The following is a 20,917-nucleotide window of genomic DNA, read 5'->3' as shown; positions in this document are numbered from 1 at the left end:
CCGCAAACGCTGGATCACCCGCTGGAAGGCCGCCTTGAACGCCTTCGCCATCACCTTCGACGGCCGCCTGACCCCGACCACTCGATAACTAATCAAGATCGAGATACACCGTTATCTAGACACACCCGACCTGAGCCTCAGCAGCCCCAGCTGTCGTGATAGACGCCGTAGACATTCAGGTAGTAGCCGAGTTCGACCTGCTTGTTCGCCGGGACGCAGAAATGCTGGTTGTCGGAAGACCTCCTGTAGGTGACCCAGATCCTCTCGCTGATGTCCTTGCAGTTGCGGTAGTACTCCGTTGAGCCCTTGGTGTAATGGCCGCACGTGTCGTCCGTGAGTGCGGTGGGTCGCATGCTGGTCGGCTGTGCAGCGGTCGGCGTGCCGACACTGGCGGCGGCGGGAAGCGTGACGGCTGCCGGGCCAAGGGCCAGGACGGTGACTGCGGTCAGCAGGGCAGCCTTGAGCTGAGCGTGCATGGGACTTCTCCTTATCGCACTTGCGGTGGGTGTCTACGATCACCGCTGTGTGGCACCAGCCAAGCCGGGCGGGAGTCGTGTCCAACAGGGCCTCGGACGGAGTCGGCCGAAGCGATCCACTTTGCGTCCACCCTTGGACAGGTGCAGGCACCGGAACTCGCGCGGCTCGACCTGGGCAGGGTAGGTCTGCTGCGACCTTCACCAGCGACGCCACGTACTTCAAGGAGGCGGTTTCTACACTGGCCCCCCTTAGGTGTACGTGGCCAAGATCTTGGTGACACGCGGTCTCGGGCCATTGATCAACTGGAAGTCTCCGGGCGTAGTGGAGTTGCCTACTTCACCACCACTCGGAGATCTTGATGGGTCACGCTGACGCCTGGCTGACGTTTCATGGCGGATACCTGCTGATTCGCCGTGTCGTGTACGGCGGTCGCCCGGTCGCGCGTGTGGGCTGAGCTCGGGGCCTGCCGCCGGTGCGGGCATCGGTGGATGCGCCGGTTCCGCGCAGAGGGCTGGAACGGCCTGCGCGAACGGCGCAGCGGCCCCGCTCCTGCCGGCACCGCACCCCCGACGCCACCAAGGTGCTGACCGCCCGCGCCCACCTGCGGGACTCGGCCCGCCTGCATCGCCCCGGCCATGGGAGTGTCGGCCTGGACCATCACCCGCGTCCTACGCCGCCACGGCGTGCCCATTCTGGCCGACTGCGGCTCCCTCACCGGCGCCGCGATCCGCGCCCGTCGCTATGAGCGCGCCGTACCTGGCGACATGATCGACCTGGGCATCACAAACTCGGCCCTGCTGGCCGAGCGCGTCGGACTGGAACGCGCAGACAAGCCGCCGGGCAGTCGGCCGACGGCAGGTTCCGCAGGATCATCCCTCTGGCCCGCTGACTGCGGCGCGGGCGGCGGCCTGCACCGCGCTGGGCGGGCAGGCGGGTCTCACCTCCGCACCACGCTCACCGTAGCGGCGATCCGGCCTACTCGCCCGTATGCCATCGAATTGCGGGCACACCCCTTCTTAGATCAGTTTGTAGTTTCTGAGCACGCCAGCCAATACTGCGCCCAAGATCGAAACCTGCCGCGGGCAGAGGTCAGCTTCGTCAGTGGAGGCCGTAGCGAGGTCGTGAGGCGCCGAACGCGGGGCTAGCGTCCAGAGGCGAGTCGCGGTTCAGGTGCGGCACCGTATCTGACGCGCCTGTCGGCCGGTGCTGATCCCGTCACCAGGCACACGCCAAGCCCAGCACGGCCAAGCGTTGAGGGTCGCGGCTGTCGCGGTGGACGTGAAGCAGACACCGACTCGGCCGGGGGAGCCTTCAGGCCCAGCTCTGCCGCTGGCTCGCAAGCCAGAAACGTCGCGTTGCCAGCGGGTCACGGCGGACGGATGAGACCCTTCTTCGAGGCCACAGCCACGGCTGAGGTGCGGGAATCCACGCCGAGCTTGGCGTAGATGTGCGCCAGGTGGGTCTTGACCGTGGTCTCGCTGAGGAACATCGCCTTGCTGATCTGCCGGTTGGACAAGCCGGCAGCCACATGGCTCAGGACCTCCAGCTCACGGGGGCTGAGCACGGTATCGGGAGCGCGGACGCGACCCAGCAGACGTGAAGCCACGCTGGGAGCCAGGGCGCTGGCTCCCGCGGCGGCCGAGCGGATGGCGGCGTGCAAATCGTCCGAGGGCGCGTCCTTGAGCAAGTAGCCGATCGCGCCCGCTTCCACGGCAGCCACGATGTCCGCGTCGGTGTCGAAGGTCGTCAGGACCAGGACCCGGGGACCGTTCAGCTCGACAATCCGCCGGGTCGCCTCGCTGCCGTGCATACTCGGACCCAGCTGAAGATCCATCAGCACGACGTCCGGTCCGAGCGTCTTTGCCAGGTTCACACCCTCCTCGGCAGTGGCGGCCTCGCCGACCAGTTCGAAGTCGGGCTGCCCGGCCAGCATGGCGCGAAGGCCGGAACGGACCACAGGGTGATCGTCGACCAGGATGAGCCGGATCACACCGCCTCCCCTCGCGGTAGTGGCAGCGTGGCCACGATGGCCGTTCCTTCTCCAGGAGACGATTCCACTGCGAGCGCGCCCCCGAGAGTAGCTACTCGTTCGCGCATAGCCCGCAGGCCGTATCCAGTTCCCGGCGCCTGTCCGAGGGGTCTACGCGGGTCGAATCCGCGGCCGTCGTCGTAGACGTCCAGCATGACGGCGTCGCCCATATAGGTGAGGGTCACGCCGGCATGTGCGGCGCCGGAATGCCGGCCAACGTTGCCCAGGGCGCCCTGCGCGACACGAAGCAGCGTCGCGTCGTAGTCGGCGGGCAGCGGGAACGGGATGCCAGAGATTGCGAAACGCGCCTGGATGGAGGTCCCGGCCAGGGCCGAGTCGCCGATCCTGCGCAATGCCGCAATCAGCGATGATTGCTGCAGCGCCGGCGGGGCCAGAGCTCGCACGAAGTTCCTTGCCTCCTCCAGATTCTCCTTCGCCGCGTCGGTCGCCTCGACAATGCGGCGCTCCGCTTCCGCTGGTTGTTCGGCGAGGTCGCGGCGGGCGGCGCGCAACAGCAGGATGATGCTGGACATGCCCTGCGCCAGGGTGTCGTGAATCTCCCGGGCGAGGCGTTCGCGCTCGGCCAGCCTGGCGGCGTCGCTTTCCGCTTCGACGAGCTTGCCACGGGTACGGATCAAGTCGTCGATCAGCAGGCGGCGCTCCTCGCTCTCGGCGTGAAGCGCCTTGTAGACCATCGCCATGAGGGTCGCCACGACGGCACCGATCGTGGGCCCGATGACCTGTGCGGCGGTCAACCGGTCCTCGTGCCAGGCCGCAGCCAGGATCGCCGCCACGGTCAGCACCGCTACTCCGGGCAACGCGACGGCCAGGGACAGCAGGTGGAGGTAGGCGAAAAAGAGCGGGAAGGCCAGCCAGACGAACTGCTGGGCGGTCAATGCGAGAGCCGCCCACCCGGCCGTGATCAGCACCAGCCACAGTCGCCCTAACCGCAGGTGAACCGGCCCGCCGAAGTGCGGCAATCGCCCCTCGATCACCAGGCCTGTCGCGTACAGGGCTCCGAGCAATGCTCCACCCAGCGCAGGCAGGGACTGTCCCTGCCGGGCGACTCCAGCAACCGCGATCATCAGGAGGGTCGCGAAGGTGCCGTGGATGGCCCACCGAAGCAGCCGGAGAGCGGGTGGGAACGGGTAGTCAGCCATGTCTCGCTCAGCGTATGCAACAGCGCTCCCCGCCACATCATGCAAAAGAACGATTGCGGCCCGACCGAGTGCACGATGTACGCAGACGTCGAGAGGGCGGAAGCTGAAGCAGTCATGTTGGCTTCGCTTGCAACGGGGGACGCGCCGTGTTTGTGGCGCTCAGAGATCTACGCTTCGCCAAGGGACGGTTCGCACTGATGGGCGCCGTCGTCTTCCTCATCACTCTGCTGGTAACGATGTTGTCCGGTCTGACCGCCGGCCTGGCGCAGGAGAATATCTCGGCGGTGGAGAACCTGCCCGCCGACCACATCGTTTTCGCCAGCGGCGACAAGCCTGCCTTCGCCGACAGCCGCATCACCGATCGAACCTGGAAGAACTGGCAGAAGGTAAGCGGAGTCACCGCAGAAAGACTGGGCGTCTCCATGTCGAGGCTTACCTTTGGTAACGATCAGAGCACGCAAGCGGCCCTCTTTGGCGTCCAGCCGGGAGGCGAACTCGCGCAGGGGCGACCGGTCAGCACTGGGAAGGTCGTCCTATCCGCCGCGCTGGCAACAGACAGCGGGCTGAAAGCCGGAAACACTGTACGAATCTCCGGCAAGGACTTCATCGTCGCTGGAATCGGGGGCGATGCCTCCTACAGTCACACCCCGGTTGCCTGGATCGGCATTGACGATTGGGAGTGGATGGGCCGGCAGGCCGGCGCTGACACGGTGGCCACCGTCTTGACTCTGCGCACCAGCGAGGCCACAGAACTGTCGGTGGCCGACACCAAGCTCGGTACCACGACCGTCCCGTTGCCCGACGCTCCTGCCGCAATTGGCTCCTTCTCATCCGAGAACGGTTCGCTGCAGCTCATGCGCGGTTTCCTGTTCGCGATCTCCGCCCTGGTCATCGGCGCGTTCTTCACCGTCTGGACGATTCAGCGGCGTGGCGACGTCGCTGTGCTCAAGGCGCTGGGCGCGAGCGCGGGCTACCTGCTGGCTGACGCGCTTGCCCAGGCCGTCATCGTGCTGCTGCTCGGTGCCGGTGCCGGTGGGGCGGTCGGCGCGGCGCTCGGCGCGCTCGCCGAAGGCACCGTCCCGTTCGTGCTCTCGGTGACCACGACTGTGGTGCCGGCTGCGGTGATGATCCTGCTCGGCGCCGCCGGTGCCGCGCTGGCCATCCGCAAGATCACCTCTGTCGACCCTCTGATCGCGCTCGGAGCCTCCCGATGACACTCAAGCTCACCGACGTCGTCCTCACCTACCCCGACGGTGGGCGCGTCCTGACCGCGCTCGACCGGGTCAGTTTGTCCGTTGAACCGGCAGAGTTCACCATCGTCGTCGGCCCATCGGGCTCGGGCAAGTCGAGCCTGCTCGCCGTCGCTGCCACCCTCATCACGCCCGATTCGGGCACCGTCAGCATCGTCGGACAGGACGTCTCTCGGACCGGCCAGGGCAAGCGCACCAAGGTCCGTCGCGACCACATCGGCATCGTGTTCCAGCAGCCGAACCTGCTGCCATCGCTCAGCGCGCTCGACCAGCTCTTGACGATGGCTCACCTGGCGGGGCAATCCCCCCGTGGCGCGACCAAGCGGGCAAGGGAATTGCTGCACGCCGTAGATCTCGCCGGCAAGGAGCACAAGCGCCCGCACCAACTGTCCGGAGGCGAACGCCAGCGGGTCAACATTGCCCGCGCACTGATGAACGCACCCGAAATCCTGCTGGTCGACGAGCCCACCAGCGCACTCGATCACCACCGGGGCAACCAAGTCGTGTCCTTGCTGGCCGACCTCACCAGGAACAACAACCTGGCCACGGTGATGGTCACGCACGACCTGGCTACCCTGGCCATGGCGGACAGCGTTCTGACCATGACCGATGGCAGGCTCACTGAGGGAGTTGCGGCACCGGTTGCTTGACCGCACTCCAGGACAGCTTCGACCGCTTACGCAACAGAGCTTTTTCGAGGAACACGGACGTTGCCAAGGGCAATGCCCCCACGCTCGGCTCTCGGCATCATTGTGGGCGCCTGGGGCGGCTCTGTGCGCAGCGGAACCACCATTTGCGCCCTCCCCGTACCAACAAGATCGGCCTCACGCCCCTTCTGCGCCCCGCCGCATTCGGCGGGGCAGCAAGGGTCCAAACCCGCCGAGCGGGGTGTTCACGGCTCGTGGGGCTTGGCGAACAGGCGTGCGACGAGTTCACCACGGCTGAAGGTCTCCGCCTTGCCGAATGCGGCCTTGAGGTGGCCGCGAACGGTGTTGGGAGAGATGAGCAGGTCCGTAGCGATCTCGGCGGTGGACAGGCCCCGCGTCACCAGATGAGCGACCTGGAACTCCCGGGTGTCAGCCCGTACGCCTGTGCGACGATGACCGCCAGGTCGGCGGCGGGGGCTCGATGACGAGCGTTGTCGGGACTGGCCGTCGGCCGGGGCCGCCCAGGCCTGAGGCGCGGCAGGTCAGCCAGCGCCGGCCGAGGGTTCGGATGCGGACGTGGCACTGCCGCGATCGTGTCCTCGGGAGGCCGCCCGCGCCTCGAGCGCTGCAACGGGCGGGAGGACCCGAGTCAGCTTGCCCGTTTCCGACGTCCGCCAATCCCACCATTTGAGGGGTCGCCTCCCGCCGATCTTCCTCCAGGAGGGATGGAGCGGCGTCAGGCAATCCACGGGGCTCAAACGACCTTTCGGACGAACTTGGAGGAACGTCATGCGTATCGCCATCCTCGGAAAAGCGCCGCCGCGGTCGGCCGCTGGACGCGCTGGCTCATAGATGGGGCCGGGGCAGGTGACCGAGTTCGAGCTCTCCGCGCACCTGGGGACGGCAGGCTGGGCGCGGTGCTGCTGTCGTGCCTGCGTTGGCCGCCGTGCCCGGTGGTCGTGGTGCCCGCGACCCGGCTCGGATCTCCTCAGCCGGTCAGGGGGGAGCTGGCCGAGGCGCGGTAGAGCTTCTCCAGGCTGCTGGCGAGAGCGAGGTTCGCGGCCGTCAGCGTACGCACCTGCTCCTCCAGGTGGTCGAGCCGCTTCTTCAGCGCCAGCAGTTCAGCGTCGACTTGCGGTGATTCCATGAGCATCCGTCCGCCGATCATGACACTCCACCTTTCCGTTGGGCCAATCACAGGGTGGATGCTGCACGAGGCGACGAGAAGCGGCGAACGTCCTCGGACGCGGGGACCAAAGGCACTCGCGGCCCTTGATCCATCCGTTCGCCCTCGAGCGAAGGGACCTTCTCCTCTGGGGCCGGAAGTCGGCCGGACGTGTGCTGTAGGCGGCATCGAAACCATGCCGTCCGATCGCGCACAGAGAGGACAGGGCCATGAGCAATATGATCGTCGTAGGAGTCGACGGGTGGAAATCGTCGTACGCCGCCCTCGATTGGGCGGCAGATGACGCCGCTCGGCGCGGGCTGGGCGTGCGGATCGTGCACGTACGCGAGCCGTGGGCGGTTGAGCACCCGCTGAACGCGGCCAGCGATCAACAGACGCTGACCGAGTGGTGCGAAGCTCTGGTACGGGTGGCGGCGGAACGGGTTCAGGTCCGGCAGCCAGGTCTGGCGGTGGCCACGTCGGTGGTCACGGGTGCGGTGGCAGAGAGGCTGAGGGACGCCTCACGCGACGCTGACACCGTGGTTCTGGGCAGCCGCGGCCTGGGCAGGCTCGCCGGGCGGGCGCTCGGCTCGGTCGGGCTGGCACTGGCCGGTCGCGTCTCGGGCCCGGTCGTCATCGTGCGGGAGGTGGCCCCAGTGGCGTTCGACGAGGTCGTCGCGGGATTCGACGGGTCGGCCGGTGCCGAAGCCGCCCTCGCGTACGCCCTGGCGCAGGCACAGATCCGGGGCGCGCGCCTGCGGGTGATCTACGCCGTGCAGGCGCCCCACCCCGGGGGCCACAGGTCCACACCGGCGGGCCCCACCGCGCAGGAGGTCGCGGAGCGGCTGGCGCCGTGGCGTCAGAAATACCCGGACGTCGAGCTGACTGAGACGGTGGTGGCGGGCGCTCCGCCGGTGATTCTCGCTCGAGCCTCGCGCCAGGCAGATCTGGTCGTGGTCGGGTCTCGGGGACTCGGCGCGTTGGCTTCCGTCGTCCTCGGCTCGGTGAGCCACGGCCTTCTGCTTCGAGCCCACTGCCCGGTCGTTGTGATTCCACCATCGGGGACGCGGTCATGACGGTGATCGTCGCGCCACCTCAGGTTACCGGCCAAGCCAACGAAGATTGGCAGGAGCTGCAGGCCGAGACGGCAGACGCTCCCGCGTTCGAGCCAGGGCAGGCGGACCGGCTGCCCTGGCCGGCGCGGCGCTGGGTGCTGCACGCCATCGAGCCGGGTACGCCGTTGCTGCGCTCGGTGGTCCTGGTGACGCGTGGACAGATCAGGCTCGGCCGCGGCGGCGGTTCGACGCGGTGCAGGTGCTGTCCCCGATGCGGGGATTTCGTCTGGGAGGCCAGAACTTGGCTGGGACCGGTGCCAGTACGGGGCTTCGGCCGCAACCGCGGGGGAGCGGGGGAGATGCGGAGGCAGGTGCTCGAAACCGTCCCGGTGATGTCCGGTTCGGGGCCGGACATCACCGGGAGCGCGGCTGGGCGGTTGGCGTACGAGTTCGTCCTGGCGCCTGCCGCGGCGCTCGATCTGCGCGTCCGGTGGACGGCTGTCGACGACCGCGGGTGATCGCCAGCCTGCCTGCCGGGGACGAGGACTATGACGTGACGCTGAACGTCGATCCTCTCGGCGTTTTCGCCAGGGTCACGGTGGAGCGGTGAGGCAATCCGGGCAAGGACGGATACGGCCTGCATCCCTTCGGGGTGGAGTGCGGGCCCTCCCTACCCGGCGTCACAAGCCGTGAATACGGCGACCGGTGACCCGATGCGGGATGATCCGGATGTAGAGCTGGCGGTCGCCGCCCGCCCACGGGGTGACGTCAGCTGCGGCGATCTTGTCAGCCTCGTCCTCGGGCACGTGGTGTGCCGGGCCTTGGACGAGGACGCTCCAGCCCTGCCGCCGGGCCTCGTCGATCCTGTCGATCTCGAAGGCGATCTTGATTTCCACGCCCGTCAGCCCTGTGCGCAGATCCTGGTCCATCGGACCGCCGTAGGCCGTACGGAAGATGACGGCGCCGTCGTGCATCTTGTAGTTGACGGGCAGGACCGTGGGCCCGTGGGAGCCGTTGAACGCCACCCGGCCGATGCCGCCGGACGCGATCAGGCGCAGACATTCCTCGGGCTCCAACACCTTCAGCTCCGGGTTGGCCATGGTACGGCCGCCGCCTGGCGCCCGGTCGTGGCCGCCACCCAGCAGGTCCTCGACCGTGGTCTCCAAGGCGCCGGCCAGGCGGGTCATCGTGCCCCTTTCCGGGACGTCCGGGTGGCTCTCCAGGTACTGGAGGTAGCCGGCGGACAGGTCCGCGCGGTCAGCGAGTTGCTCAAGGGTGAGGCCCAGGCGCTCGCGGTGATAGGTGAGGCGGTGTCCGAAGTCGCCGGCTCCAGGCATGCGTATCTCCTCCATGATGATGGTGCGGGCGGCGCCGCGGGGCAGGGTGACGCCGTCGATGCGGGTGCGGTCGTGGTCGGTGTCGATGGCGAGCCGCCTGCCCCGGAATGCGATCGTCAGTGACAGTGTGCCGAGCCGCTCGGGCAGCAACGGGTTGAGGCGCAGGCCCTCGCGGCGGGGCTCCAGGCCGAGATAGCAGCGCTGGAGCAGGTCGAGCGTGCCGGCCATGGCGCCGAGGTGGATGCCTTCCGCGGTGGTGCCGCCCTGCACGTCTTGGACGTCACTGAACAGGGCTTCGGTGAAGAACTGCCAGGAGCGTGCCCGGTCGGAGCGGGCCAGCACCCAGGCGTGCACGACGGCGCTGAGGGTGGAGCCGTGGCTGGTGCGTCCGAGGTAGTAGGCGATCGTGCGCGGGATGAGGCCGGGTTCGGCCGGGTAGCCGAGCTGGTGCAGGATGTCCAGCAGCTCGTCCGCGGTGAGCAGGTAGAACAGCATGAGCGTGTCGGCCTGCTTGGAAGCCCGGTAGCGGTTGACGTCGTCACCGTCAGCCTCCAGTGCCCGGTCCAGCCGCCGCACGCCGCGGTAGCGGGCCCAGTCGAGCTCGGCCAGGTCGGCGTAGCCGGTGAACTGGCTGATCACGCCGTCGTGGAAGTCGACGCGCATGTGGCGGGTGATGTCCTCCCAGCGTTCGGCTTCCTCGGGGCCGGCTTCGCCGAGTTCGAGCGCCCGTCGCAGCAGCCACACGGTCATGATGTTGGTGTAGGCGTTGTTGTCCAGCCCGACGGAGGCGGCGCCCGGATAGGCGGTGTGATACTCGTCCGGCCCCATCACCCCACGAACCTCGTAGCGGTCACCGACGCGTACGGCCAGGGAGGCGAAGAACCGGGCGATCTCCACGATCAGCTCGGTGCACCACGACGGCATCGAGCCGGTGGCGAGGTAGTACTGCCAGACGTTGTAGGCGATCGCCAGGCCGACGTGCCGTTGCAGGTGGGAGACGTCGGGCAGCCAGCGTCCGGAGGCGGGGTTGAGGTGCCAGGTCTGGGTCTCCTCACGCCCGTCGCTGCCGCTCTGCCACGGGAACATCGCGCCGTCGAAGCCGGCGGCACGAGCCGCGGCCCTTGCCTCCGGGAGCCGCCGCCACCTGTAGCGCAGCAGGGCCAGGGAGATGTCGGGGAGGCGCAGGTTCAGCCAGGGGAGCACGAACAGCTCGTCCCAGAACACGTGGCCCCGATATGCCTCTCCGTGCAGGCCGCGGGCGGGGACGCCGACGTCCAGGTCGGCGGTGTGCGGCGACAAGGTCTGCAGAAGGTGGAAGACGTGCAGGTGAACGATCTGCGACAGCTCGGGCCCGTCCACGTCCAGCTCCGCGTGCTCCCACAGCCGTTCCCAGGCCGCCGTGTGCCGGGACAGCAGCTCGTCGAAGCCGGGGGCCTGCCGTGTCCGCCGCAGGGCTGCCGACAGAGGGTCGTGGACGGCCACGTCGCGAGACGTCACCAGTGACACGATCTTGGTCACCGTGCGGGGCTCGCCTTCGGCCAGGTCAATCACATGATGGCTGGCGATGTGATCGGACTCGCCGATGACCTCGCCCGGGGCGGGCGCGTCCATCCGCGCCACCAGGGCGACGGTGATACGGGAGGAACGGGTGACAGCGGACAGCCAGGCCAGGCCGTCGTCCTCGCCGGCGGCGTGCCCGGCCAGGTGGTCGCCCCGCAGGTCGCGGTATCGGGCGACGCCGCAGTTGGTCACGCGGCCGTCGAGCGTGGCGCGCACGCGCAGCGGGCCGGACCAGTTCTCGGCGGTGAAGGTGGTCTCCAGCGCGGCCAGCCAGGGGTCGGCCATGGAGACCAGGCGGCGCTGCCGTACGCGAGTGATGCGGCCGTGCTCGTCACGGCAGCGCAGCCGGCGCAGCAGGATTCCGCGCCGTAGATCGAGTTCTTGGCGGTAGTCGAGCAGCTCGGCCCGCTCGGGACGGAACCAGCCGGCGCCGGGGGTGGCGAACGTCAGCGGCAGCCAGTCCGGCAGGTTGACCATGTCCTCGTTGGTGACCGTCCGCCCGGCGACCGTCGAGGCCAGGCGGTCGTAGCAGCCGGCAGCGTAGGTGCCGGGCGTGCGCTCATCGCCGTCCGGGGTGGCGCCACGGGTGGCGAAGCGGCCGTTGCCCAGCGTGCAGAGTGCTTCACGCAGTCCTTCGGAGGCCGGGTCGTAGCCATCGTAGGTGAGCAGCCACGCGTTCATCGACGCTCCAGGGGAACGCGGCCGGTGACTGTCAGCTCGGCCAGGTCGGCCACGACGGCGTCCGCTCCGGCCGCGCGCATCGCGACCTCCTGGGACCCGGAGCGATCCACTCCGACGACCATGGCGAAGCGGCCCCTGCGGCCGGCTTCGACGCCGGGCAGGGCGTCCTCCACCACCGCGGCTTCTGCGGCGGTCAGTTCCATGCGGCCTGCGGCTTCCAGGAACAACGCCGGGTCGGGCTTGCCCGGCAGCCCGAGCCGGGCCGCGTCGTTGCCGTCGACCAGCACGTCGAACAGGTGGATGAGGCCCGCGGAGGTGACGACCGCCCGGCAGTGCCTGCTGGCCGACACCACCGCGGTGCGGCAGCCGCGCCGGCGCAACTCGTGCAGCAGGGTGACGGTCGAGCCGAACGCGGCGACCCCGTGCTCGGCCACCCGCCGGACGAACAGCGCGTCCTTGGCCTGCCCGAGCCCATGCACGGTCGGCGCTCCGGGATCGTCGCCCGGCCCGCCCTCCGGCAGCGTGATGCCGCGAGAAGCCAGGAACGTGCGCACCCCGTCCAGGCGAGAGCGCCCATCGACGTGGCGCAGGTAGTCGGCGCGGATGTCGAACGGCGCGGACCGGCCGCGCAGGAACCGGTCGAACACCTGCTTCCAGGCAGCGGCATGCACCCGAGCGGTGTCGGTCACCACGCCGTCGGTGTCGAACACGACGCCACGCAGCGTCGTCAGGTCGAGGAAGGCCATGGCGGTCACGCTACCCACGTGTCCTGGTGTCAGACAGGGCCCTTCGCCCCTTGCACCGGCGACCTCCGGCCCTGCAATGGCGACAGGTGGGCAGGTTGCGATGGAGAGGAGGACAGAGGAGGAAGCATCATGATCGTTGTTGGTGTCGACGGCTCGGTGACCGCGCGCGCCGCCGTCGAATGGGCCGTCAATGACGCGTTTCGCATGCGATTGCCGCTGCGGATCGTGCACGCCGTGAACCGCGGGCCGTATCAGATTGCCCGATTCCCTGAGGCCGGGCTCTCCGACGCGCTGCTGCGCGAGGGCCGGCGGATCCTTCACGAGGCGGCCGCGCTGGCGCGGGAACGCCAGCCGACCGTCGAGGTGACCACGCAGAACATCGAGGGCACGCCCGCCGCGGTCCTGCGCGAGCTGGACAAGGAGGCCGTCGAGATCGTGCTGGGCAGTCGAGGGCTCGGCGGGTTCGCCGGCGCCCTGATGGGTTCGGTCAGCACGCACGTGGCCGGACACGCTCACTGTCCCGTTGTGGTGATCCGCGCCGGGCAACGGCCTGCGAGAGGAGAGATCGTCGTCGGTATGGACGACTCGCCCGGGTGCGAGCCCGCGTTGGCCTACGCCTTCGAACAGGCCAGGCTGCGCGGAGCCGCTCTTCGGGTGGTGCACTCCTGGCAGTTGCCGGTGCACGCCTTCGCACCGGAGGTGTCCTACGACCTGGACGAGATCCGCACTGCACAGCATCGCGTCGTCGAGAACCGCGTGGCGGCCATCACCGGGGACCACCCCGAGGTGGCGGTCGTGTGCGAGGCCCCGTCGGCGCATCCCGTGGACGCGCTCGTCTCGGCATCCGAGCAGGCCGACCTGCTGGTGGTGGGCTCGCACGGCCGCGGAGCCGTAGGAGCGATGCTGCTCGGCTCGGTGAGTCGTGGCGTCCTGCACCACTCACGCTGCCCGGTGGCCGTCGTCCGGGGATGAGGGACTTTGGCCCTGCTCACGCGGGCCGTTCGCCGCTGCCGATCCCGCTCGCGACGCAGGAACGTGAAAGGTGGGAAAGCGAGGAGGAACATCATGTCGATCGAAGTCAAGGACGTCATGGGACGCGTGGCCATCGCCGTGTCGGAGGGGGCGTCGTTCGCCGAGATCGTCGCCGCGATGAGGCGGTACGCGGTCGGCGCCGTGACCGTCATCGACGCCGACCGGCGCCCGGTGGGCGTGGTGTCGGAGGACGACCTGCTGCTCAAGGAGACCGACCCGGTACGTCACCCTGTGTCGATCTACGAGTCGAGGCGGCAACGGCAGGAGCACCGTAAGGCCGCGGCGGTGACAGCAGCCGAGCTGATGACCTCACCGGCGATCACGGTCACGCCAGGTACGCCGGTGCGTGACGCGGCACGCCTCATGCACGCCAAGCGCATCAAGCAACTGCCGGTGATCGACCCGGTGACGGGCCGCGTAACCGGCACTCTGCACCAACACGACGTGCTGAGGGTCTTCACCCGTCCGGTCGCGGAACTGGAGACGGAGATCAGGGCCGTGCTCCCGCGCCCGGAAGCGTTCTCCATCGAACTCGACGCCGGTGTCGTGAGGATCAGCGGCAGGGTCGAGTGGAAGTCCCAGGCCATCGCCCTCGTGGAAGCGGTTCGTGCTGTCGAGGGGGTCGTCGACGTGGTCAGCGAGGTGGCATGGGACAAGGAAGACCTGCTCACCGTTCCGCCGCTGTTCTGAGAGCCGGCAAGCGACGCGGAGGTGCGAGTCCAGCGCTGGAGGGGAGAGGAACCGGCGATGCCTTCGGTCGTGACGTGCTGAAATCAACACCCGTGGAGGTGTACACATGACCGTCCATACCGCCAAGAACGCGCTGGAGGCGGCCGTTGAGGCGGCCCGCTGGGCGCCGTCGGTGCACAACACCCAGCCCTGGACCTTCGCTCTGTCCGGAGAGGAAGTGAGTCTGAAGGCCGACACCGACAGGAAGCTTCGTGTCAGCGACGCAGCCGGCCGCGAACTGCTGATCAGCTGCGGCGCCGCGCTGTTCACCATGCGCACCGTGCTGCGCCTGGAGGGCTACCAGCCTCTCGTCCGCGTTCTGCCCGACCCCGACAGGCCGTCGCTGCTCGCGACAGTCCGGCCGGGCCGCGAGGCGCAGGCCGACGACACCACCCGGATGCTCGGCGGCGAGATCGAGCGGCGCCGCACGCATCGAGCCGGCTTCGCGGACGTGCCGGTGCCCGACTCGCTCCTCGACTCGCTCGTCAGAGCCGCGATGAGCGAGGGCGCCACGCTGACGCCCGTCCGTTCACCGGACGCGGTGGCCGTCCTCGCGGCGCTCACCCGGGCGGCCCAGGGCGTGCAGTCCCAGGACCGGCGCTTCAGCCTGGAAGTCATCCGCTGGGCCCGCCCGCCCGGCAGCAGCCGAACCGACGGCGTGCCCGCCGAGGGCTACCCGCGCCAAGCGGCACGTACCGAGCCGCACTTCGCGCAGCGCGACTACGCCTGGCGCCACGACTGGGGCGCGCAGACCGATCAAGGCGCCGCGACATCGACCGGCGTCGTGACCCTGCTCACCACCACCGGTGACGGCCGCCAGGAGTGGATCGCCGCAGGCCAGGCGCTGCAGCACGTGTTGCTGCTGGCCAGCGCGCACGGCGTCAGCGCGGCCTTTCACACGCAGGCCCTGGAGATGGACCTGCTGCGTGAGTTCCTCCGCCATGAGCTCTGCGCTGGCGAGCACCCACAGATGATCATGCGGCTCGGGGTCAGCTTCGAGGCCAAGGATTCCGTACGGCGCCCCGTGCCAGATGTCGTGGAGTGAGGCCCAAGGTCCTTTCCGGCCGGGCCTTGCGGCACTGCCCGACGTGGGCTGGAGCCGATGTGATGGAGATGCGAAGGAAACACTCCATCACTTCAGGAAGGGGGCCGTCATGGCCGCCACTACTCAGCAACCCGTCGTGCGCCGTCACATCGCTGCCGAGGCGCGGCGTCCGGTCGATGTCGTGTGGGCGGTCGCCCGGATCGCGCTCGGCTGGATCTTCCTGTGGGCGTTCCTGGACAAGACGTTCGGGTGGGGGTTCGCCACACCGGCCGGTAAGGCGTGGATCGCGGGTGGGAGCCCGACGACGGGGTTCTTGAAGGGCGCCGGCGAGAACGCGTTGGGCGGGTTCTTCGCCGGGCTGGCGGGTCAGGCGTGGGTGGACTGGCTGTTCATGGCCGGTCTGCTCGGGATCGGTGCCGCGCTCGTCCTGGGGGTCGGCCTGCGGGTCGCCGCGATCGCCGGTGGTCTCCTGATGGTGCTCATGTGGGCGGCGGCGCTGCCACTGGACACCAACCCGTTCCTGGACGACCACCTCGTCTACGCGATCGTGCTGGCCGGCCTGGCGCTGGCCGACGCCGGGACCGCGCTCGGCCTGGGCAAGCTGCCGATCGTGCGGCGCAACGCCTGGCTCCGGTAGTGTGCACCACCCGACGCCCACCCCCGACGCCACGGGGGTGGGCGTCGCGCCGTCCGGCGACGCTGCGGACACCTGTGGACTGCAGGCGAACGTCATCGCGGTTCGGGACCTTCGTCCCCTCCGCTGATGCTCCGTCGGCGTCACAGTAAGAGTCGCGCCTATCGATCAGGACCGGGAGTGACCGTGATGACCGACGCACAAGCCGCATCCAGTCGGCGTGACTACCTGAGCGACTACCTGGCCCGAATCGGGGGCACCGCTCTGCTCAGTGCAGACGAGGAAATCGAGTTGGCCAGACGGATCGAGGCGGGGACATACGCCGCCCGCCTCATCGAACAAGGCTCCGCAACCCCCGATCTACAGGCCGTCGTCGCGGACGGCCGGGCCGCCAGGAAGCACATGATCGAGGCGAACCTGCGGCTGGTGGTGTCGGTCGCCATGCGCTACGCACGCCGCGGCATGTCGCTCGCAGACGTGATCCAGGACGGCAACCTGGGACTGATCGAGGCCGTCGAGCGGTTCGATCACGCCAGGGGCAACAGGTTCTCCACTGTGGCCACCTGGTGGATCCGCAAAGCCATCCAGCGAGGACTCGAACACGCACACGTGGTGCGTCTGCCGATGGGGGTCCAGGCCCAGCTGAGGAAGGTCAGCCTCGCCGAGGCCGCGCTCACGCACCGGTTCGGCCGCATGCCGGCGGAGCGAGAACTGGCCGAGGAGACCGGGCAGGAGCCGGCCAGACTGGCTTTCCTCCGGCAGGTGCCTCAGGAATGCGCCAGCCTGGACCTGGCGGTAGGAGAGGGGCGTCACGTGACGACGCTCGGAGACCTGATGGTGGACACCCGAAGCCCTTCGGCTGCCGATCTCGTGGAGCGAGAGGCGCTGAAGGTGCTGCTCACGTCACTTGTGGACGGGCTGGCGCCCCGGCAGGCGCTGATCTTGCGGTTGCGATTCGGCCTGGACGGGCGCCCGGAGCACACGCCTCGGCAGATCGCCGACATGCTCGGGCTGACCCCCTTCTGGGTGCGCCAGCTGGAGAAGGAATCGCTTGAGCGGATTCGGAAGCATGGAGTCAGGCGGGGCCTGCTCGCTTGGGCATCGTGATCCCGTGATCAGTGCCCACCAGTTCAGCGCTGATGCCACGACACCGTCACCTCGGCGACGTCGCTGAAGGAGGTGTTCCGGTGCTCCGCCACCACCGGAAGGCGGGGGGTGGGCGCCGGGATTCCCGGGTGGCAGACTGATCAGCATGTCGGATAGCGAGCATCGTGCACTGATGCCCCAGATGCGGCTGGATGAGCTGCTGGCCGAGCTGCAGACTCGGCTGAACGCCGTGCTTTCCACGCGGGATCGGGTGCATGCGCTGCTCGAAGCCGTGGTGTCCGTGGGCAGCGATCTGGACCTGGAGACAGTGCTGCGCCGGATCGTGGAAACTGCGACCAAACTGGTGGACGCCAGCTACGGCGCACTGGGCGTTGTGGGTGAGGAGAGCACGCTGCTGCAGTTCATCCCGGTCGGGCTGAGCGAGGAGGAGATCGCCAGGATCGAGCACTGGCCGCACGGGCTCGGCTTGCTCGGCCTGCTGATCAAGGATGCCCGGCCGCTGCGGATGGGCAAGATCTCCGACCACCCCGAGTCGTACGGGTTCCCGCCCGGTCATCCGCCGATGGGCACCTTCCTCGGCGTCCCGGTACGGGTGCGCGATGAGGTGTTCGGCAATCTCTATCTGACGGAGAAGCGCGGCGGCGGTGAGTTCGACGAGGAGGACGAGGCGGTCGTCATCGCGCTGGCCACCGCCGCAGGTGTTGCCGTGGAGAATGCCCGGCTTTATGAGGAGTCGCGGCGGCGCGAGACCTGGCTGCAGGCGTCGGCCGAGGTGACCACGAGCCTGCTGTCCGGGGCCGACCCCCGGCAGGTGCTCACCACGATGGCGGCGCGGGCCCGCGAGATGTGCGACGCGGACCTGGTCCAGGTGCTGCTTCCCGGGCCGTCGGAAGATTCGCTGAAGGTGGATGTCATCGAAGGCGAGGGCGCGGACGAACTGCTGGACGCAGAGTTCGAAATCTCGGCCACGCTTGCGGGCGAGGCGTTCACCCGAGGCGAGCCGGTCGCGGAGAAGAACTTGCAGCAGGCCCCCTACCCTGAGTCGCCGTTGCGCCGGCTGGGGTACGGGCCTGGGCTCATGGTGCCGCTGGGAGCCGCCACGTCGACACGCGGGGTGCTCGCGCTGGCCAAGCGGAGTGGGCGGCTGCCGTTCAGCGACGCCGACCGGCAGATGCTGCAGTCGTTCGCCGGACAGGCGGCGATCGCGCTGGAACTGGCCGAGGCCCGCCGCGACGCCGAACGGCTCGGCCTGCTGGAGGACCGCGACCGGATCGCCAAGGACCTGCACGACCTGGTCATCCAGCGGCTGTTCGCGACCGCCATGACGTTGATGAGCACGGTCCGGCTGGTCGAGCGGCCGGAGGCGGGCAAGCGGCTGCAGCACGCCATCGACGAGCTGGACGAGACCATCCGGCAGATCCGCTCGTCCATCTTCGCGTTGCAGGGAACGCGCGAGGACTCCGCGCCCAGCCTGCGGGCCAAGATCGTCGATCTGGTCGAGGGCGCGGGCGGGCATCTCGGCTTCATGCCGGGCCTGCGCATGGAGGGGCAGATCGACACCGTCGTGCCCGAGCCAGTCGCCGAACACCTGCTGGCCGTGCTGCGTGAGGCGCTGTCGAACGTGGTGCGCCACTCACATGCCACTCGGGCGGAGGTCACTGTCGAGGTCGCGGACGCCCACCTCACACTTACGGTGACCGACAACGGCGTGGGAGTCGGTGAGAGCGGACGGCGCAGCGGCCTGCGCAACATCGAGGAACGGGCCGTCCAGTTGGGCGGTACGGCGGAGATGGACAGCATGGACAGTGGAGGAACGAGGCTGCGCTGGCATGTCTCTCTATGATCGGGCGGCCGACCTTCTGCCCTGACCGGCGGGGACCAAGGACCCTGGCTGCGGTCGCGGCACCTCGGCAGTATCGAGCACATGACAGCGATGGAGCGAATCGACGCGTACTGGCGTGCGGCGAACTACTTGTCCGTAGGGCAGATCTACCTGCTGGACAACCCGCTGCTCACCGAGCCGCTGCGGCCCGAGCACGTCAAGCCGCGCCTGCTCGGCCACTGGGGCACCACCCCCGGGCTCAACTTCTGCTTCGCCCACCTCAACCGGATCATCGCCGAGCGCGCCCAGGACATGATCTACATCGCCGGCCCGGGTCACGGCGGACCTGCGGCGGTCGCGCACGCGTGGCTCGAGGGCTCCTACACGGAGAAGTATCCGGACGTCTCGCAGGACGCGGCCGGCATGCGGAGGCTGTTTCGCCAGTTCTCCTTCCCCGGAGGCATCCCCAGCCATGTGGCGCCCGAGACGCCCGGCTCCATCCACGAGGGCGGCGAACTCGGCTATTCGCTGGCCCACGCGTTCGGCGCGGCCTTCGACAACCCTCGCCTCGTGGTCGCCTGCGTTGTAGGCGACGGTGAGGCGGAAACCGGACCGCTGGCGGCCAGCTGGCACTCCAACAAGCTGCTCGACCCCTACCGCGACGGCGTGGTGCTGCCGATCCTGCACCTGAACGGCTACAAGATCGCCAATCCGACCGTGCTGGCCAGGATCCCGGAGCATGAGCTGATCAAGCTCATGGAGGGGTACGGATACCGTCCCCACATCGTCGGCCCGGATCACGAGCAGATGGCGCGAACGCTGGACGAGGTGTTCGACCAGATCGCCGCCTATAAGGAGGGCCGCGAGAACCGCCTCCCGATGATCATCCTGCGTACGCCCAAGGGCTGGACCGGGCCCCGTGAGGTCGACGGCAAACCCGTGGAAGGCACGTGGCGCGCCCACCAGGTGCCGCTGTCCGGCGTCCGCGACAACCCGGAGCACCTGGCGATGCTGGAGGAGTGGATGCGCTCCTACCGGCCGGAGGAACTGTTCGACGCCGACGGCCGGCCGGTGCCCGCGCTCCTGCAGACGGTCCCCGAGGGATCGCTGCGGATGAGCGCCAACCCGCACGCCAACGGCGGCGAGCTGCTGCGGCCGCTCACCCTGCCGGACTTCCGGGACTATGCCGTCGAGGTCAAGGCGCCCGCGACCACCGCCAGCGAGCCGACCCGGGCTCTGGGCGCCTTCCTGCGCGACGTGATCTCCGCCAACTCGCACACCTTCCGGCTGATGGGCCCGGACGAGACCGCCTCCAACCGGCTGCAGGCCGTCTTCGACACCACCGACCGCGCCTGGAACGCCACAGTCGAGCCGACCGACGAGAACCTCGCCGCCGGCGGCCGGGTCATGGAGGTGCTCAGCGAGCACCTGTGTCAGGGCTGGCTGGAGGGCTATCTCCTGACCGGGCGGCACGGGCTGTTCAACTGCTACGAGGCGTTCATCCACATCATCGACGCGATGTTCAACCAGCACGCCAAGTGGCTGCAGACGTCAAAGAAGATCGCGTGGCGACGGCCGGTGGCGTCGCTCAACTATCTGCTGTCCTCGCACGTGTGGCGGCAGGACCACAACGGCTTCAGCCACCAGGACCCGGGCTTCCTCGACGTGGTGGTCAACAAGAAGGCCGAGGTCGTCCGGGTCTACCTGCCCCCGGACGCCAACACCCTGCTGTCGGTGGGCGACCACTGCCTGCGCTCCCGGGACTACGTGAACGTGATCGTGGCCGGCAAGCAGCCGGTGCTCGACCTGTTCACCATGGACGAGGCCATCGCCCACTGCACCCGCGGTCTCGGCATCCTGCCGTGGGCCTCCAGCGACGCGGACGCCGAGCCCGACGTGGTGCTCGCCTGCGCCGGCGACGTACCGACCCTGGAGACCCTGGCGGCCGCCGCCATCCTGCGCGAACACCTGCCGCAACTGAAGGTGCGCGTCATCAACGTCGTCGACCTGATGCGGCTCCAACCGCCGTCGGAGCACCCGCACGGCATGCCGGACGCCGAGTTCGACACGCTCTTCACCACCGACAAGCCGATCATCTTCAACTTCCACGGCTACCCGTGGCTCATCCACCGCCTCACCTACCGCCGCCACGGCCATCACAACATCCACGTGCGTGGCTACAAGGAGGAGGGCACCACCACCACGCCGTTCGACATGGCCATGCTCAACGACATCGACCGCTTCCACCTGGTCATGGACGTCATCGACCGCGTCCCGGGGCTGGGCGCCACTCAAGCACACCTGCGCCAGCGGAGGGTGTGTCTAGATAACGGTGTATCTCGATCTTGATTAGTTATCGAGTGGTCGGGGTCAGGCGGCCGTCGAAGGTGATGGCGAAGGCGTTCAAGGCGGCCTTCCAGCGGGTGATCCAGCGTTTGCGG

18 protein-coding genes and 1 pseudogene are annotated in these 20,917 nt (G+C 68.8%); 12 read left to right on the top strand and 7 right to left on the bottom strand.

The annotated features are described in order from the left end of the window. Positions 1-137: 137 nt before the first annotated feature. Complete coding sequence (locus KME80_RS44655; RefSeq protein WP_219517795.1) at positions 138-476, bottom strand: hypothetical protein; 339 nt, start codon at positions 474-476, stop codon at positions 138-140. Positions 477-890: 414 nt separating this feature from the next. On the opposite strand from KME80_RS44655, the gene KME80_RS53460 reads away from it, so the two are divergent. After that, positions 891-1,064 (top strand): leucine zipper domain-containing protein, encoded by a 174-nt coding sequence (locus KME80_RS53460; protein WP_372455439.1) that lies wholly within the window; start codon positions 891-893, stop codon positions 1,062-1,064. A gap of 779 nt (positions 1,065-1,843) precedes the next feature. Here KME80_RS53460 and KME80_RS44645 read toward each other — a convergent pair. Further along, entirely contained in the window at positions 1,844-2,467 is a 624-nt protein-coding gene (locus tag KME80_RS44645) for a response regulator transcription factor (RefSeq protein WP_219517792.1), read from the bottom strand. Continuing rightward, positions 2,464-3,666 carry a sensor histidine kinase gene (locus KME80_RS44640; protein WP_219517790.1) on the bottom strand — a complete coding sequence of 401 codons (1,203 nt, stop codon included), beginning with the start codon at positions 3,664-3,666 and terminating at the stop codon, positions 2,464-2,466. Before KME80_RS44640 ends, KME80_RS44645 begins: the two co-directional genes overlap by 4 nt. Positions 3,667-3,812: 146 nt before the next feature. Between KME80_RS44640 and KME80_RS44635 the strand changes: the two genes are divergently transcribed. Both KME80_RS44635 and KME80_RS44630 read left to right on the top strand, forming a co-directional pair. Beyond that, positions 3,813-4,880, top strand: a complete 1,068-nt coding sequence (locus KME80_RS44635) for an ABC transporter permease (RefSeq protein WP_219517788.1) — start codon at positions 3,813-3,815, stop codon at positions 4,878-4,880. Then, a complete protein-coding gene (locus tag KME80_RS44630) occupies positions 4,877-5,566 on the top strand; it encodes an ABC transporter ATP-binding protein (RefSeq protein ID WP_219517787.1) in 690 nt (229 codons plus the stop codon). The genes KME80_RS44635 and KME80_RS44630 overlap by 4 nt, the downstream gene beginning before the upstream one ends. Before the next feature lie 242 nt (positions 5,567-5,808). Here KME80_RS44630 and KME80_RS44625 read toward each other — a convergent pair. Next, positions 5,809-5,976, bottom strand: a pseudogene (locus tag KME80_RS44625) (LuxR C-terminal-related transcriptional regulator); the annotation flags it as partial. Between the two features lie 575 nt (positions 5,977-6,551). Beyond that, complete coding sequence (locus KME80_RS44620; RefSeq protein WP_219517785.1) at positions 6,552-6,731, bottom strand: hypothetical protein; 180 nt, start codon at positions 6,729-6,731, stop codon at positions 6,552-6,554. Between the two features lie 227 nt (positions 6,732-6,958). On the opposite strand from KME80_RS44620, the gene KME80_RS44615 reads away from it, so the two are divergent. Continuing rightward, positions 6,959-7,804 (top strand): universal stress protein, encoded by an 846-nt coding sequence (locus KME80_RS44615; RefSeq protein ID WP_219517784.1) that lies wholly within the window; start codon positions 6,959-6,961, stop codon positions 7,802-7,804. Continuing rightward, positions 7,801-8,301: a DUF6544 family protein gene (locus KME80_RS44610; RefSeq protein ID WP_219517783.1), complete on the top strand. Its 501-nt coding sequence runs from the start codon at positions 7,801-7,803 to the stop codon at positions 8,299-8,301. Before KME80_RS44615 ends, KME80_RS44610 begins: the two co-directional genes overlap by 4 nt. A 162-nt stretch (positions 8,302-8,463) precedes the next feature. On the opposite strand, the gene KME80_RS44600 is transcribed toward KME80_RS44610, so the two are convergent. Both KME80_RS44600 and KME80_RS44595 read right to left on the bottom strand, forming a co-directional pair. Continuing rightward, positions 8,464-11,361: a pyridoxamine 5'-phosphate oxidase family protein gene (locus KME80_RS44600; protein WP_308126189.1), complete on the bottom strand. Its 2,898-nt coding sequence runs from the start codon at positions 11,359-11,361 to the stop codon at positions 8,464-8,466. Continuing rightward, positions 11,358-12,107 carry an HAD family hydrolase gene (locus KME80_RS44595; RefSeq protein ID WP_219517782.1) on the bottom strand — a complete coding sequence of 250 codons (750 nt, stop codon included), beginning with the start codon at positions 12,105-12,107 and terminating at the stop codon, positions 11,358-11,360. The genes KME80_RS44600 and KME80_RS44595 overlap by 4 nt, the downstream gene beginning before the upstream one ends. Before the next feature lie 129 nt (positions 12,108-12,236). Here KME80_RS44595 and KME80_RS44590 point away from each other — a divergent pair, with 129 nt between their 5' ends. The 7 genes from KME80_RS44590 (at position 12,237) to KME80_RS44560 (ending at position 20,825) form a co-directional block, all read left to right on the top strand. Continuing rightward, the gene (locus KME80_RS44590) at positions 12,237-13,079 is read left to right on the top strand and encodes a universal stress protein (RefSeq protein ID WP_219517781.1); all 843 of its coding nucleotides are present in this window, start codon (positions 12,237-12,239) and stop codon (positions 13,077-13,079) included. A 93-nt stretch (positions 13,080-13,172) separates the two neighbouring features. Continuing rightward, the gene (locus tag KME80_RS44585; protein WP_219517780.1) at positions 13,173-13,829 is read left to right on the top strand and encodes a CBS domain-containing protein; all 657 of its coding nucleotides are present in this window, start codon (positions 13,173-13,175) and stop codon (positions 13,827-13,829) included. A 106-nt stretch (positions 13,830-13,935) separates the two neighbouring features. Further along, positions 13,936-14,913, top strand: a complete 978-nt coding sequence (locus KME80_RS44580) for an Acg family FMN-binding oxidoreductase (protein WP_219517778.1) — start codon at positions 13,936-13,938, stop codon at positions 14,911-14,913. Positions 14,914-15,022: 109 nt separating this feature from the next. Next, complete coding sequence (locus KME80_RS44575; RefSeq protein ID WP_219517776.1) at positions 15,023-15,550, top strand: hypothetical protein; 528 nt, start codon at positions 15,023-15,025, stop codon at positions 15,548-15,550. Between the two features lie 186 nt (positions 15,551-15,736). Beyond that, complete coding sequence (locus KME80_RS44570) at positions 15,737-16,654, top strand: sigma-70 family RNA polymerase sigma factor (protein ID WP_246646779.1); 918 nt, start codon at positions 15,737-15,739, stop codon at positions 16,652-16,654. Between the two features lie 145 nt (positions 16,655-16,799). Continuing rightward, entirely contained in the window at positions 16,800-18,497 is a 1,698-nt protein-coding gene (locus KME80_RS44565) for a sensor histidine kinase (protein WP_219517773.1), read from the top strand. An 81-nt stretch (positions 18,498-18,578) separates the two neighbouring features. Further along, positions 18,579-20,825 (top strand): phosphoketolase family protein, encoded by a 2,247-nt coding sequence (locus KME80_RS44560; protein WP_219517771.1) that lies wholly within the window; start codon positions 18,579-18,581, stop codon positions 20,823-20,825. Positions 20,826-20,917: the final 92 nt, after the last annotated feature.

The sequence above is a fragment of the Nonomuraea ceibae genome (assembly GCF_019396325.1).
In the GTDB taxonomy this organism is placed as follows: Bacteria; Actinomycetota; Actinomycetes; order Streptosporangiales; family Streptosporangiaceae; genus Nonomuraea; species Nonomuraea ceibae.
This window is presented reverse-complemented; position numbering and strand designations above follow the sequence as displayed.

What these genes read in the sequence shown, in the direction of transcription:
- KME80_RS44655 (WP_219517795.1), bottom strand. Translation starts at nt 476, where the DNA reads ATGCACGCTCAGCTCAAGGCTGCCCTGCTGACCGCAGTCACCGTCCTG.
- KME80_RS44640 (WP_219517790.1), bottom strand. Translation starts at nt 3,666, where the DNA reads ATGGCTGACTACCCGTTCCCACCCGCTCTCCGGCTGCTTCGGTGGGCC.
- KME80_RS44630 (WP_219517787.1), top strand. Translation starts at nt 4,877, where the DNA reads ATGACACTCAAGCTCACCGACGTCGTCCTCACCTACCCCGACGGTGGG.
- KME80_RS44620 (WP_219517785.1), bottom strand. Translation starts at nt 6,731, where the DNA reads ATGATCGGCGGACGGATGCTCATGGAATCACCGCAAGTCGACGCTGAA.
- KME80_RS44615 (WP_219517784.1), top strand. Translation starts at nt 6,959, where the DNA reads ATGAGCAATATGATCGTCGTAGGAGTCGACGGGTGGAAATCGTCGTAC.
- KME80_RS44610 (WP_219517783.1), top strand. Translation starts at nt 7,801, where the DNA reads ATGACGGTGATCGTCGCGCCACCTCAGGTTACCGGCCAAGCCAACGAA.
- KME80_RS44600 (WP_308126189.1), bottom strand. Translation starts at nt 11,361, where the DNA reads ATGAACGCGTGGCTGCTCACCTACGATGGCTACGACCCGGCCTCCGAA.
- KME80_RS44595 (WP_219517782.1), bottom strand. Translation starts at nt 12,107, where the DNA reads ATGGCCTTCCTCGACCTGACGACGCTGCGTGGCGTCGTGTTCGACACC.
- KME80_RS44590 (WP_219517781.1), top strand. Translation starts at nt 12,237, where the DNA reads ATGATCGTTGTTGGTGTCGACGGCTCGGTGACCGCGCGCGCCGCCGTC.
- KME80_RS44585 (WP_219517780.1), top strand. Translation starts at nt 13,173, where the DNA reads ATGTCGATCGAAGTCAAGGACGTCATGGGACGCGTGGCCATCGCCGTG.
- KME80_RS44580 (WP_219517778.1), top strand. Translation starts at nt 13,936, where the DNA reads ATGACCGTCCATACCGCCAAGAACGCGCTGGAGGCGGCCGTTGAGGCG.
- KME80_RS44575 (WP_219517776.1), top strand. Translation starts at nt 15,023, where the DNA reads ATGGCCGCCACTACTCAGCAACCCGTCGTGCGCCGTCACATCGCTGCC.
- KME80_RS44570 (WP_246646779.1), top strand. Translation starts at nt 15,737, where the DNA reads ATGACCGACGCACAAGCCGCATCCAGTCGGCGTGACTACCTGAGCGAC.
- KME80_RS44565 (WP_219517773.1), top strand. Translation starts at nt 16,800, where the DNA reads ATGTCGGATAGCGAGCATCGTGCACTGATGCCCCAGATGCGGCTGGAT.
- KME80_RS44560 (WP_219517771.1), top strand. Translation starts at nt 18,579, where the DNA reads ATGACAGCGATGGAGCGAATCGACGCGTACTGGCGTGCGGCGAACTAC.